The 15,577-nt window shown below is 26.0% G+C and carries 9 protein-coding genes; 2 read left to right on the plus strand and 7 right to left on the minus strand.

Annotated features, from left to right (window positions below; genetic code table 4):
* Window positions 1-7: 7 nt before the first annotated feature.
* Window positions 8-5,668, plus strand: a complete 5,661-nt coding sequence (locus EGN60_RS01730) for an SGNH/GDSL hydrolase family protein (protein WP_124724377.1) — start codon at window positions 8-10, stop codon at window positions 5,666-5,668.
* A gap of 17 nt (window positions 5,669-5,685) precedes the next feature.
* Window positions 5,686-8,061, plus strand: coding sequence for a hypothetical protein (locus tag EGN60_RS01735; RefSeq protein ID WP_124724378.1), 2,376 nt, complete (start codon window positions 5,686-5,688; stop codon window positions 8,059-8,061).
* Between the two features lie 38 nt (window positions 8,062-8,099).
* On the opposite strand, the gene EGN60_RS01740 is transcribed toward EGN60_RS01735, so the two are convergent.
* The 7 genes from EGN60_RS01740 to EGN60_RS01770 all read right to left on the minus strand — a co-directional run bounded on the left by EGN60_RS01740 (window position 8,100) and on the right by EGN60_RS01770 (window position 15,570).
* Window positions 8,100-10,058: a hypothetical protein gene (locus tag EGN60_RS01740; protein ID WP_124724379.1), complete on the minus strand. Its 1,959-nt coding sequence runs from the start codon at window positions 10,056-10,058 to the stop codon at window positions 8,100-8,102.
* 79 nt (window positions 10,059-10,137) lie between these two features.
* Entirely contained in the window at window positions 10,138-10,503 is a 366-nt protein-coding gene (locus EGN60_RS01745; RefSeq protein ID WP_124724380.1) for a F0F1 ATP synthase subunit epsilon, read from the minus strand.
* Window positions 10,503-11,942: a F0F1 ATP synthase subunit beta gene (atpD, locus tag EGN60_RS01750; protein ID WP_124724655.1), complete on the minus strand. Its 1,440-nt coding sequence runs from the start codon at window positions 11,940-11,942 to the stop codon at window positions 10,503-10,505. The genes EGN60_RS01745 and atpD overlap by 1 nt, the downstream gene beginning before the upstream one ends.
* 83 nt (window positions 11,943-12,025) lie before the next feature.
* Window positions 12,026-12,901 (minus strand): ATP synthase F1 subunit gamma, encoded by an 876-nt coding sequence (atpG, locus tag EGN60_RS01755; protein ID WP_124724381.1) that lies wholly within the window; start codon window positions 12,899-12,901, stop codon window positions 12,026-12,028.
* Entirely contained in the window at window positions 12,880-14,463 is a 1,584-nt protein-coding gene (gene atpA / locus EGN60_RS01760) for a F0F1 ATP synthase subunit alpha (protein ID WP_124724382.1), read from the minus strand. The genes atpG and atpA overlap by 22 nt, the downstream gene beginning before the upstream one ends.
* A 14-nt stretch (window positions 14,464-14,477) precedes the next feature.
* Window positions 14,478-15,008: a F0F1 ATP synthase subunit delta gene (locus EGN60_RS01765; RefSeq protein ID WP_124724383.1), complete on the minus strand. Its 531-nt coding sequence runs from the start codon at window positions 15,006-15,008 to the stop codon at window positions 14,478-14,480.
* A 4-nt stretch (window positions 15,009-15,012) separates the two neighbouring features.
* On the minus strand, window positions 15,013-15,570 hold the full coding sequence (locus EGN60_RS01770) for a F0F1 ATP synthase subunit B family protein (protein ID WP_124724384.1): 558 nt from the start codon (window positions 15,568-15,570) through the stop codon (window positions 15,013-15,015).
* Between the last annotated feature and the right edge of the window lie 7 nt (window positions 15,571-15,577).

The raw sequence follows: 15,577 nt of genomic DNA on the forward strand, positions 1-15,577 counted from the left end.
GTTAATTATGATTAATCAAAAGAAGTTTAAGAAAGTGTCACTTTTACTGTGCACACCTTTAATAGCATCTTTTGGTGCAATAACAACTTTGGCTTGTCAAAAAAAGTCAGAGCCTACTTTGAAAAAACAATTTCAACCTAAAATTCAAGGTGATGTAAATTACATCGCTATTGGTGATGATTATGCTGTTGGTAAAAACAACAGTGATAACTGAAAATTCTTTAATAGATTTGAGACAAACACAGGTATTGTTAAGGGTATTTCTTATCCTTCATATTTTGCTAATGCCTTAAGAACTATTTCAGATGATAAAACTCAATTAGTTACATATGAAAATGAAGCTTTAATAAATGCTACAGTTGAAGACTGACTTTATTTATTAAACCCAAATTTATATAGCGACAGTTCAAAAACTCAAAGATTAATTGCTTATAATGAAAATTTAGATTATGAAGAACCTAAAAAAGAAAGTTTCCCTTTTAATTTAAGAGCCTCAACTTTACAAGCTAAAATTGAAGATGCAAATTTTATAACTATTTCTTTAGGTCTTAATGACATTTTTAAAGATGATTTTTCATTTGATAATTTAATTAGTCTTTTAGGTTCTAATAAAAACAAAGAAGAGATCAAACAAACTTTAGAAAATTGAGTGGCTTCTTCTAATAGAAAGATGGTTTTATTAGAAGAAAATTATCGTCAATTGATCAAAGATATTAAAAAAATTAATCCTAAAGTTAATATTACATTAGTTGGTTATTTAAAACCATATTTAAAACTTGCTCAAATTATTAAAAATGAATATGGACAAGACTATTTAGAAGCAGTTACAAATCAATTAAATGCAACAATTAGATCAGTCGCTTTTTCTGAAACTGTTAATTATGCTTCGTTTTCAGGTGAAAAAGAAATATCAGAAGATGTTGATAAATATGCTTTAAATGTTTTTGATTATTTACCTTCAAATAATGCCTATAAAAAATTAGGTCAAGATTTATTTATGAAGCTTTCTTTAAGTGAAAAAGATTATGATTCTTTAGTAGGCAAAAACGTAAATGATAGTGATTATAAAGCTTATGAACAAGTTTTTGAATTTGAAACTTTACCTTCAGAAATTAAATCTAATATTTTAGGTTTAAGTGGAGCTAATGTTGATACATTTACTAAAGAATATTCTTTTGAATCTCTAGATGCAGTTAGAGAAAGCATTAGTTCTGAATTTGAAAATAATTACACAATTAATTATTTAAAAGATTTTAAAACTTATTTAAATAATGGTAAAAATTTCAGTGCTGAAGAACTATTAAGATTTGGCGATAGAATTCTTTCATTTTTTGGAATTGATTCAGCATTTTTTGAAAAATCAGTTTTATTATTAAAAACCGATTTACAAGATCCTGATAAAAAAGCTGATTTTGTTAAGTTTTTAAATATCATTTTAGATTCAAAAGTTTTAAATAGAAATATAAACCAAATTAATTACAAAATTAATGAATTAATTAGACAAAAATCATATGAAGCTATTAATTTAAATGATATTGTTGGAACTATTCAAAGCAATGTTTTTGATTTACAAAATTTATTTAGCTTTTTAAAAGAAATCTTACAAAATCCATATTTTAAAGACGCTGCAAATCGTGAAAAATTAAGAAAATATATTAAACCTTTAGTCTCAGATCTATTGCTTTCTAAACCTTATAAAGCAATCTTTTCATTGTCATCTTCAACATTAACTGACAAAATTTTAGAAAATACTGATTTAAAAATAGCTATTCAAAATTTACTTGAAACAATTAGCAATAAATTATTAGATGAACCTAAATATTTTGAATCAGACAATTATCAAGAAGTTATTAGTTTAATTGTTAAAGATTTAAAAGAAGATTTTAGAGGTGTGGCTGAAAAATTAATTCAAGCATTACACAATAACCCTGAATATTTTAGATCTGTTTTAGATAGCTTAGTTGAAAATTTAATGACTAAATATAAAATTGATTCATCTAAAAAAGATGACATTAAATACTTTTTATCATCATTTATTAGCAATATTCCAGAAATGCCTGATTACAATAAATTAATTGATTTTGTTTTACAAGAATTAATTGAAAATGGATATAGTAATCAAGATAATTTAATGCAAAACTTAATAAGTGATATAGTTTCAGATAAATTTGATGAAACTAAAAAACATGATTTATTATTCTCTTTATTATCTTTTGTTCCTCAATCAGAAACTAATGCTGTTAAATTTAGAGCCGGAAAACAAGCTCTTGCTTTAGCGCTTGCAAAATTTGCAAATGTTTTAGAAGCAAAAAACATTAGTTCATTGCTAAACGCATCAAAGAGAAATGATATATTTAATTTATTTAGCAATATTTTAAAAAATCCTAACAATAAATTAAATAATGAAGGAAAACAAACAATTACTATTATTTTAAGTAATTTAATAAGTGAAGGTTTAGCTAAAGGAAGTTTAATTAATCAAACTTTACAACAAATAGGAAACTTTGTTTTCACTCAACCAATTAGTAAATTAATTAAAGAAAGTAATTTAAGAAATCTATTTCCAAAAGATCAAACAATAGAACAATATGTAAGTGGAATATGAAATGATATAATGACTGTTTTTAACGATCAAAATATCATTAATAAATTAAGAGATGTTTTATTAAATATTGTTTTACATAGTGATAATTATGATTATTCAAGTCCAATGGCATTTGTTAGATCATTATTAATTAACGCAAAAGAAAATGGGCTTATTGATTTAGTTTCTAAATTAATTACACACTTTACAAATCAAGATTCAGTTTTAACTAAAGCTGTAAATGTTGGAATTGTTTATATTCAAAATGAATTAAAAGTAAACTTCAGTTCAGATGAAATAAATCGTTTAAAAGCTTATTTAAAAAAGGTTTTATTAGCATTTGATAAAAGCACATTATTTAGCAAACTAGTTAATCAATTAGTGGCTGGTGCAAATCAATCAAAAGTGAAAAAACAAACTGAATTTTCTCAATTATTTGAAGAAATTAAAAACCATATATTAGATGTCTTTTCTTCAACTCAAAATCCAAATTTCTTAAATGATATTTTTGATTTATTATTAGCAAAAACAGGCGACACACAAGCTGTAACTTTTTCTGAATTAATAAAAGTAGCTCAAGACATTTTAAGCAAAGATCAAGCAGTTGATTGATTAATTAACAAAATAGATCTTAAAGATAGTATTATTCAAAAATTAGATGGTATTAATGTAGATAATTTTAGTGATGATCAATCAGCTAAAAGTTCTTTAAGAACATTAATTAACAATGTAAAATCATTTATCAATACAAATTGACAAACCGAAGTTAGAGATAAAATAAAAAAATTAATTAAGGATACATTTAATTCAAACAATACTGAATTAGCTAATGCTCGAAGTCCTAAAGAATTCTTATCTAAAGCAATAAAGAAAAATAAAGATGGAATTAAGGGGATTATTCAATTATTTGTTAATGAATTTTTATTAAAAGAAGAAAATAAAAACCTATTAGTTAACGTATTTTATGGAGTCTTAAAATCTAAAAATGGATTTGTAATAGAAGACAATCAAAGAGAGTCAATAAAACGTCTATTTACAAGTATTTTAAATTGAATAAAATCTGATAATGTGGCTTCAAAATTAGTAGATAATTTTGCAGATACATTAAGTAAACATATTGAAGCTAATGGATTAAACTTTAATGGTGGAACTTTAAAAGATATTTTGATTAGTAACATAACAAAATTCGTTATTAATTCAGAATCATTAGAATCACTATTCAGTGGTCAGGATATTAAAACTATTATTGATGTTTTAGTTAACAATGCTGATTATTTCATAAATAATTTACTTGTTATTCCAGCAAAAGTAAAAACTGTAAATGAAATTAATAATGATATTCAAAACAATGTTCAAACTACAAAAGAAGCATTTTTATTAGATGAAGACGATATTTTAAAACTAATAAAAACTATTCTTAAAAAATTAGATGGGTCACAAAAAACGCAAGTTTCAAAAGCTATTGTTGAAGCAGTTAAAAAAGCAAGAAAAAATGAAAAATTAAGATCATTTTTTGCAAGATGAATATCAAATAAATTAATTTCTACAAATAATTCAGTTTTAAATGAATTTGTTGCTGCTAATAATGGAAATGATTATGAAGAATTTTCAAAAGCTGTAATAAATGAATTATTTGACAATGTGTTAAATGATGAAGTTATTGGAATTTTTAAAGAATTTGTAAACGGGATTTTAAATTCAGACACAGTTTTTGATGAAACTAAATTTGAAAAAGTATTAATTAAGATCCTAAAAAATAATAATGGTAATAAATTAAAAGAATTACTAAATAAAATGTTAGATACTATTTTAAAAAGTAATTTAACTAAAGAATACTTGTTTATATTCTTAATCAGTTATTTAAAAGTAGAAGCAAAAACTACATTTACAGAAGCTGAAACTAAAAAATTAAAACATTATTATGACCAAATAATGAATAAATTACCAACTTCAGCTTTATATACACAATTTAAAGATAATTTCTTAACTCAATTACAAGGTTTTGCAGGTCAAAATCTAGAAAGCTTAAAAGACTTCAGCTTAAACACAGTTAAAGCTTACTTTGATTTGAGTAATAAAACTTTAATAAACAATATTCAAGCACTATTTTTTGATACAACTCACGATGGCCGTGTAAATCTACAAAACGGTGAATTAATTCAAGTAGCAAAAGTTTTATTAACTAAAGAAAGTTTTGTAAATTGAATAATAGAAAAAATTAATTTAAAAGAATTATTTAAAAAATTCTTAGCTAATATTGATTTAAATAATGGTAGATTTAAAGGTGCTACAAAAACAGAACTTCAAAAATTTATAAATTACACAAACGCATTTGTTGATAGTAAATATCAAAGTGATTTATTGCCAATGTTAAAAGAATTGATTAAATCACTATTTGCTGATAAAACAGTTGAAAACGCTAACTCAATTCCAGAATGAATTTCTAAATTTATTGAATTAAATAAATCAATGTTATTAGAAAAAACAAAAAAATTATTTAAGTTATATTTAGAAGACAATGAAAATGTAAGAACTTCATTAACTTCATTTTTAGTTGAATTAATGAAACAAGATTTAAAAAATGTTCGTTTTGAACCGGGTTCAGAAGATCTTTTAAAAAGTGCAATTAACAAATTAATTAAAGCAATTCCAAGCTTTAATATTATGGATAATTTATTAAATCCAGCATTAGAAAAATTAGCAAATAATATAAGAACTCATTCATTTGATTACAATGATTATGACTTTAATAATACAATCAATATAATAGATATTTTAAATGGGTTAAATTATGACAAAATTAAAGAATTTTTAAATTCATTAACATCTCAAGAAATTAAAAACCTTGCTTTAATATTAATTAAAAATGCTCCATTATTTACAAATATCTTGCCTGAAGAAACAACTTCAACATCATCTACAAGTTCTTCATCAACTTCAACTAATAGAACAAATGCAAATAGAAATGTTGTATTTGCAAATGGTCAATTAACTAAAAATATTAATGTTTATTTTGAATTAGCTAAAGCAGCTTTTACAATTTTAAAATCTACTGAAGATAGAAACGAAATCAAAAAGCTTTAGGGACTTTAATAGATTGAATGAAAACAGATACAAAACTTCATTCATATGTAAGAAATAATCTAGGAGTTGTTAGAGAAGCTATTTTAAAAGCAAATCCTGATGCAACTAAATTTGCAAATCAAGTGGTTGATTTATTAGTAAGAATTATTTTTAAATCTGATGGAACAGAAAAATTTATTAGACCTTTAATTGATTCATTATTAGACTTAGATGAGGCTGCATTTAAGAATATAAATAACTTTGATGATTTAATTGCGACATTAGTTTCAAAAAATAAAGAAGGTATAAAATCTTTAATTAGAAGTTTAATGAAAGATATTTTAACAGATCAAGAATTTGTAAAAGAAGCTGTTAAATTTACTTTTGGTATTTTAAATAAAAGTTATAACTTTACAAGTACCGGTATTCAAATGGAAGATGTGTACAATTTCTTTACAAGAGTTTTAGTTAAATTTAACCAATTAAATGTTGTTGAACAATTATTAACAAAATTTGTAGATTTAATGGCAGATAATTTTAGAATCTTAGATGCTCAGGGTCATTTTGATAAAGAAAAATTACAACAAAAATTCATTTCTGCTTTAAGATCAATTAAATATGCCGATTATATTACATCAAGCAATATTAGAGAAGTTTTATCTACTGTTTTAGACGACGGTTTGACTAAACAACAAATTGAAAACCAATTAACAAGCACATATAAATATTTTGTTGCTAATAAAGACAAACTTCAAAATATTACTGTAGCAAAAGAATCAGCGGCTGCAAATAACTTAGCAGCTCCAACTGAAAATGCTTCTGCTGAAGCTAAACAAGAATTTTTAAAGAATCTAGAATCATTATTATTTAATATACTTTCAGGATTAAATAACTCTATTAACAGAAGCAATAATAATGGAAAAGAAGGTTTAACCAACTTCTTATACACTGTTTTAAAAGATCAAGTTAAAAAGATTGATTGATCATCATTAAAACAAAAAGTTATACCTCAAAAAAGATTGCAATGAATTACAACTAAATTTATTGATTATCCCGAAGTGAGGGATATTATAAAATCTGTAGTAAATGACTTTTTGGCTGGTGATAGAATAACGAGCACGAGTCTTGGAGATATGCTTTCAAAAACAATCGATAGAATCAAAGAAAATTTAAAGAATAATTTTACTAATTTTCTTAAAAAAGCCTTGGCCGATGATGAAGTACTTACAGCGGTAGTTGGGGATATATTTAACTACATGAAGTTAGAGAATACAGACCAAGCTGACAAAGATTTTGCTAAAAATTTAATAAAACAACTATTACCAAAATTAGTTACAACTCCTCTTTTCCAAAGAAAATTATTAAATCGTGGATTAACTGTTTTATCTAAAAAAGCAAAAGATTTTACACTAGCAGAACCAACTAAATGAATAACTGAAGCAATAGATGAAATTACCAAAGTATTTAGTATGGGTGATATGGCTGTTTTAGCTCAATTCATTGGCGAAGACAATGTAATTAATGGTCCTAACCTTGTAAAATTAATCAATTTATTGTTTGGCAAAAGTAAATTATCTGACTCACTATTGTATAATGCTTTAAGAAATCTAAACAATGATTCTAATCTTTCTGCAAGAACAAACATGAGAACTTTAAATAATTTCGTTTCAGATGCAATTAGTTCAGCTTTTAAATCTAAAAGAGGAACTAATAATGATCCTGACAATATAACTGTTGATTTTGATCCTTTAGCAACTTTTAATACAATATATAGAATTTTGGCTAAAGAAATTAATAAAAAGAAATTAACAGAAAATGGGTCATTTAAAGTAAGAGCTGCTCAACCAGAATGAAAGGCTGTTTATCGTTTAAATGTTGCAGTTGACTGAATAATTTTTGAAATGTTTGGTCGTGAAAGTCTTGTAAAAGATAGAGAAAAAGGACCTACTTTAGCTTTATATAGTGGTACAAGATCTATTTTATGAGAATTACAAGAAGGAACAAACCTAAAATTCATTCCTGGCATAGCTGCTAAGTTCTCAGGTATGGCCACATATTTTACTTCAGATTGAAGAAGAAGAGAATTTACTAATTATATAAGAGACTGATATGGTGGTTTCTTTGGTTTAGGTGCTAGATATTATTACTATGATGAAAACAATTACACGCCAGAATCAATAATATACATAATTCAATCAAGTGGTTATAATAAAAATGAAACAACCAGTAGAAACACTCAATTTAAATATGCAGTTGATGAAAATAACAAATCTAAAAGAGTTTCTAAAAAAGATTATATAATGATGACCTTAAAAGAAGGTGGATATGGTCGCTTTATGAAATTAAATAGAAAAGGTGGTTCTTCTGTTTGAAGTGGTTTAGCAAACCATCACAACCCAGATGATTTCTTTTAAAAACAAAATCTCGCAAATGCGAGATTTTTTGTTTAGCATTATAAACTAGCAACTTCAACGTCATATGAGGTTTTGCTTGTATCACTTGCAAAGTAAAAATGTAAATATAATTTATTGTTTTTAATTTTAAAAGTTAAAAATTTTCCTGAATTGCTAATTAATCTATCAGTGTTAACAAACTCTAAAAAATCGTTATCAAAAGTTAAACCTGTAAATTCATTTTTAACTGTTTTAGCTGATTTTCCAAATTTTAAAACTTTGTTTTTTACTTCAACTCTTCCAAAAGGAGTTTCGGTATTTTTCTTTGTTTGTAAAGCTTTTATTTTATTAATTGTATCAGCAGATAAGGTTCCATTTACTATTTGTTTGCTTTTAATTTTTTGTTTAATAGTTTCATCATTTATTACTAATAAACCTGTAAATTGTTTTTCATATTTATACATTTGATTTGAAAATTCATTTCTAAATGTATAAACTAATGTTGCAGTTCCTTTTTGAAGTTCAGCTTCAACTTCAGGTCCTTTTTTTCTAGTAATGCTAATAATTTTAATAAATGGTAAACTGCTTAAATTATTATTTAATTTAATTTTTAAATTTAAATTTGTTACATTTAATGAAATAGCATTTATTGTGTTTGCTTTAGCTGTTAATTGGTCACCAACTTCGTTAGCTCAAACACCCATATCTACAGTTGGTTTTGATAAAGTGGTTTCAATTGTATATTCTTGACCATTTAAATGTAAAGTAGTAATTAATTTATGAGAGCTTTGATCATATTTAGCTTTGTTTAACTCCTCAACATTAAAGTCAGTAATTCCTTTTAAACTTAAAAGTTCTTGATCTAAAATAGGACTTTCTTGAGTAATATTATTATTATCTGAATATCTTAATGGTATTTCATTATTATTTTCATTTAAAAGTGAACCAAAATAAAAATCACCATGAGTTAATTTTTTAACAAATTCGGCTAATTGTTCATTTGTAGCTTTTTGAACTTCTTTTAATCCAGTTAATTCAAATTGAGTGTCTTTTCCTCATTCTTCATCTGTATTAGGCATTTTTAGATCAATTAATAAATTAATTTTTCTTTCTTCTGCTAAAACTCCATCAACTCTAATATTTTCAAAAGTTATATTGTGTTTATCAAAAAATGCTTTTGCAGCTTCTAAATTGCCATCAAAAGCTGGTTTTAAATGACTTTTCAATTCATCTGATAAATTTCCTTCTTGAATTTGTGAAACTGATATGTTTTCTAAATTATCAAATGTAAAAGTTAATTTTTTAAATTTAGTTAAATAATCAACAGAAAAACCTGGTTGAAGTTGATTTTCAAATTTAATCATTTTTTTCTTTGACGAAACTTTTTTATTTTCTTTTTCATAATTAAGTTGAACTTCGAGATCAACTGTACCATTAAATTTTGAATTAACTTCAGTTGAATCATCAAATGGGCTATAATCAACTATTAAATCCAAATTTTCTGGAATGTACATATCTGGATTTTTTATATTAATTTGAATTGCTCCTTGACCTTCTACTAAATGTCAAACGTTTAATTGTTTTACTGTTTCTTCTGAACCATCATTTGAAGCATCACCTAACTTTAAAGTTGTTTTAGTGTCATCTAATAATGCATTTAAATAATTTTCTGTAATTGCAAAATCATTAATGACCATTTTTCTTGTTTCTGATATTTTGTTGTCTTTTTTAATATAGACATCAAAAGAAACTGAATTAAGTTTTGGTTGTTTTTTAAAATTAGATATCTTAAAACTTAAATCTTCATCATTGTTTTCAATTTTTATTGCGTCTTCATTACTATTTAAAACGTCTACATTATTTTTATTTTCATATATAAAATTAGTTTTATCTAATTTTTCATTTAAATCTTTACTAATCTCTTCTTTTTTATCTGTTTTTATACAAGATATTGCAGTTGCAGGCATAGCAAAAGCTAAAAAAGATAATGTATATAAAATTTTGACTTTTTTCTTCATTTTATTCCTTATTTTGTTTATATATATCTTAATTTTAATATATTTTTTAAAAAAAAATAAAATCTGGCGATATGCCAGATTATTTTTTGTCAAGAATTTTCTTTTTTAATACCACTTCTTCAATAATTGTGTATTTCTTTTGATCTTCCTTAACGAATTGAGTTTCTAAATCAAGAGGTTTTTCATCTATTTTAGAAACTATAAATGAAAGAGTATTATTTTGAAATTGAGCAACACCAGTATTTACATAAAAAGTTTTTTGCTCATGATTTTCTTTTGTTAATAATATTTTTGAAGGAACAATAGAACCAGTAAATGATGTGGCGTCAGCCATTAATCCTATTTCTCCCTCTGTTGTTTGAAAAGTACAAATTCTTACATAATCATCATAATAATTACCTAAAGGTGTGCTGATTATGACATGAATTAATTTTTCTTGAGCCATTATTCTTTAATTTCAGCTCCTAATTTTTTTGCTTTTTCAACCACATCTTCAATTGTTCCGACATATAAGAAAGCTTCTTCAGGTAATTCATCATATTTACCACTTAAAATTTCTTTAAATGATCTTATAGTGTCTTCTAATTTAATATATTGACCATTGATTCCAGAGAATTTTTCAGCAACGAAAAATGGTTGTGATAAAAAGTTTCTTATTCTTCTTGCTCTAGCAACAACTTTTTTATCTTGTTCTGAAAGTTCATGCATACCTAAAATAGCGATAATGTCTTGTAATTCTTTAAATCTTTGTAAGATGTTTTGAACTTCTCTAGCAGTATTATAATGTTCTAAACCAATAACATTTGGGTCCATCATTCTTGAATTAGAACCTAAAGGATCGATAGCTGGATAGATACCTAAAGCGGCTATGTCACGGTCTAGAACTGTTTTAGCATCTAGGTGAGTAAATGTTGTAGCAGGAGCAGGGTCAGTTAAGTCATCGGCAGGAACATAAACTGCTTGAACTGATGTAATAGAACCTTTATTAGTTGAAGTAATTCTTTCTTGTAATTGTCCCATTTCTACAGCTAATGTAGGTTGATAACCAACAGCAGAAGGCATACGTCCTAATAGAGCTGAAACTTCAGAACCTGCTTGAGTAAATCTGAAGATGTTATCAATAAATAATAAAACATCTTGTCCCATGCTATCACGGAAATACTCGGCCATAGTTAAAGCAGTAAAAGGTGCTCTCATTCTGGCTCCAGGAGGTTCGTTCATTTGTCCGAAAACTAAAGCAGTTTTATCTAAAACACCACTAGCTTTCATTTCATAGTAAAGGTCATTTCCTTCACGAGTTCTTTCACCAACTCCAGCAAAAACTGATAAACCACCGTGTTGTTTAGCAATGTTATTAATAAGTTCTTGAATTAAAACTGTTTTACCAACTCCGGCACCACCAAATAAACCAATTTTTCCACCTTTGATATATGGAATTAATAAGTCGATAACTTTAATTCCAGTTTCAAAAATTTCCATTGTTGATTTTTGTTCTTCATAACTTGGAGCAGCACGGTGAATTGGTAATTTTTCTTCAAATGTTTTATTTGTATCTAAGTCAATTGGTTCACCTAAAACATTAAACATTCTTGAAAGAATTTTTTTACCAACAGGAGCCATAATTGGATTTTCTAAGTCTAAAACTTTCATTCCTCTTCTTAATCCAATTGTTAAGTTCATGGCAATTGTTCTAACGGTATCATTTCCTATATGTTGAGCAACTTCAAGAATTTGGTCACCGCCATGTTCATTTGTTACGTCTAAAACTTTTAAAGCGTTAAGCATTTTAGGTGCTTTACCTTCTTCAAATCTAACGTCAATAACAGCTCCTAAAATTTGAGTTATTACACCGACATTATTACTAATTTCTTTTTTTGTTTCCATGTTTGTGTCAGGAGAAGCAGGTTGTTGTTTTTTAGTAGTTTTTCTAGTTGTTTTTTTAACTTCTTTTTCCATACTTTCCCTTTCTAAGAATTAGAACCATTTATTATTTCGGTTAATTCTTGTGTTATTTTAGCTTGACGTGATGAGTTATATTGAACTTTTAATTTTCCAATTAAATCTTCAGCATTATCACTTGCTTGTTCCATTGCGGTTCTTCTTTGACTCGTTTCAGCTAATTTAGCACTTGTTAAAGCACTATAAATAGATGCCTCAAAAAAGATTTCAAAGAAGTTTTGCAAAATGGTATCAGCATCAGGTTCAAATGAATCTGGATCAATTATGTCAGCTGATGTGTTTTCTTGCTGTATTTGAGAAATTGTTTCTTTTGAAATAGGGAAAATCTCTTTAATAACAGGATCAGCTTTAATTGGATTTACATAATGTGTATAAATTAAACGCACTGATTTTAATAAAGAAATTTGCATAACATCATAGATTTTTTTAGATATTATTTGGGCTAATTCATAACTAGGATTATCTCCTATTTGAGTTAGTGTTTGAATAATTTGATATTTTTTATTTCTTGATATTAAACTTAATAATTTTGAACCAATTACTATAACAATATCTTCGCCAGTTATTTCTTTATTAATAGTTTTTAACATTTCAGAATTATAAGATCCGCAAAGACCCAAGTCGCTTCCAAAAACTATATATAAGTTTCTTTTAGCTTTGAAATGTCAAGAATGTGAGTTTAATAATTTATCAATATTTTGTTCAGAGCTTTTAATTAAATTAATAAAAACTCTTTGAACGCTTTTGTAATAGTTTTCAATATTCTCATATTTATTTTTTATTTTTGCAAATTTAGCAGTTGCAACAAGTTGCATTGCTTTTGTGATTTTTTTAGTTGAATTAATTGAATTAATTCTATTTTTTATTTTTTGTAAGCTCTCCATGGCAACTCTGGAACTGGTTGATATGAATCTGGGTTGTAAAGTGGAATAGTTTTTACAAATGATTCATTAAATTTCATTATTTTATCATAAAGCATTTCGATTAATTCTTCACTTCAATCTTGTTTTTCAGAAATTAATCTTGCTACTTCAAATGCTTCTGCTTCAGTTGCAAAATAAGTTAAAATTTCATTTTTGTAATTAATAATAGATGTTTTTGGAATAACGTTTATTAAACGATATTTTGTACAAAATAGTAGAATTGCTTCTTGAATAGGTGAATATGGTGAATATTGAGGTTGTTTTACTAATTCATAAACCTTAGCACCGTGTTCTAGAACTGTTCTTGTAGCAGCATCTAAATCACTACCAAATTGTGCAAAAGCAAGCATTTCATTATATTGAGCTAATTCTAGTTTTAAACTTGAAACAGCTTTTTTAATTAGTTTTGTTTGAGCGGCTGAACCTACCCGGCTAACTGAATAACCTATATCGATTGCAGGTCTTTGTCCTGAATTAAATAAGGCTTCTTTTGTAAAAATTTGACCGTCTGTAATTGAAATTACGTTTGTAGGTATATATGCAGCAATATCTTCTGCTTGAGTTTCAATAATAGGTAAATCAGTAATTGAACCACCACCATTATCTGAATTTAATCTAGCAGCTCTTTCTAAAAGTTGAGAGTGTAAATAGAAAACGTCTCCAGGATAAGCTTCACGTCCAGGTGGTCTTCTTAATAATAAAGATAGTGTTCTATAAGCAACAGCATGTTTTGATAAGTCATCATAAACTATTAAAACATCTTTTCCTTTAGCCATTCATTCTTCGGCAATTGTAACTCCTGAATATGGTGCTATATATTGTAAAGGAGCACTTTCAGATGCAGAAGATGCAACAACTGTTGTATAAGCTAAAGCGCCGTGTTTATCTAATTGATCAACTATTTGAGTTATAGTTGAATTTTTTTGTCCAATTGCAACATAGATACAGTTTACATTTTTACCTTTTTGGTTAATTATTGTATCGATTGCTATTGCAGTTTTACCGGTTTGTCTATCACCGATAATTAATTCACGTTGTCCTCTTCCGATAGGAATCATGGCGTCAATTGCTAAAATACCAGTTTGTAAAGGTTCATTAACTTCTTTACGAGTCATAACTCCAGGTGCTATTTTAAAAATAGGTCTTGTAACATCAAAATCAATTTTACCTTTTCCATCAATTGGGTTTGCTAAAGCATCAACTACTCTACCTAATAATTTGTCTCCAACAGGAACAGAAATAACTTGTTTAGTTCTTGTTACAATACTTTCTTCAACAATGTTACGGTCATTACCCATAACAACGACACCGACTAAATCTTCTTCTAAATTTAAAGCCATTCCATAAATACCACAATCAAATTTAACAAGTTCACCATATTCAACGTTTGTTAGACCACTTACTAAAGCAATCCCATCACCAACGGTAATAACTCTACCAACTTCTTCTGTTGAAACTGTTTGATTAAAGTTTTTGATTTGTGATTTTATTATTGCTGATAAATCAACAGGTTTTAAAGACATAATTCCTCCTTTCGTTATTTAATTGTTTTTACTAATCTTCTTAAATGCCCATCAATAGAATTATCAATTAAGTAATCCTCTACTTTAATTTTGATTCCACCGATTAATGATTCGTCAATTTCATTAATTAAGTGAACTTCTGAATTTAATTCTTTTGATAGTTTTAATTCAAATTTTTTAATTTCTTCTTGGTTTAATTCTTTAGTTGTAAAAATTGTTCCATATTTTATATTTAATTTGTTATCTGAAAGTTCAACAAATTTATTTAATATAAAAATAATATATTTAATATAGTGTTGTTTAATAGCTAATTTTATTGTGTTAACAATATAAATATTGTATCCACTAAAAGCTTCGTCAACTAAATCATTTTTGATTTTGTCATCAATATTATAAGAATTTAAAATTTCTAGATAATTTTTATTTTTTTTCAAAACTCTTACAATTTCAGCTGCTTCATCTGTTATTTCTTTCAATTTTTTACTTGAACGAGATAAATCATACAAAGCAAAAGCTCAATTGTAAATTAAATCACCAAAGTTCATAAAATTATTCTTGTTCTTCTAGAACTTGTTTAATAAGTTTTAAATTATCTTTATCTTTAATTTCTCTACCAATAATTTTTTTGGCAATATCGATAGCATTTTCCATTATTATTTTCTTTTGATTTTTTTCGAATTCAGCAGCTTTTTTGTTTGTTAAAACAGTAGCTGTTTCTAAAATCATATCTGCTTTTTTCTTGGCAGCATCTGCACCGCTTTGGATTATTCTTTCGCTTTCTACTCTTGCTTTATTAATAATAGTAGCAGCTTGACTTGCAGCATCAAGAATTTTTTTATCATTTTCTTCACGCGCTTTTAAAGCTTCTTCTTTAACTTTAATAGATTCATCAATATTATCTTGAATAAATTTTTGACGATTTTTTAGCATTTTTTTAATAGGTTTATATACTAAAAAAGTAATTATTAAAGTTAATAAAACTAAAGTTAAAAGTGAAAATACAAAGAAAGGTCAACTGAAAGTTAAACCGTCAAATGCCTTACCAAGTTCATCACTTATTGTTGGCTTTGCTTGGCTAACTTCTTCTAAATTAATTGCGTATTGCATAATTTTT

This window comes from Mycoplasma struthionis (genome assembly GCF_003855455.1).
Lineage (GTDB): Bacteria > Bacillota_I > Bacilli_A > Mycoplasmatales > Metamycoplasmataceae > Metamycoplasma > Metamycoplasma struthionis.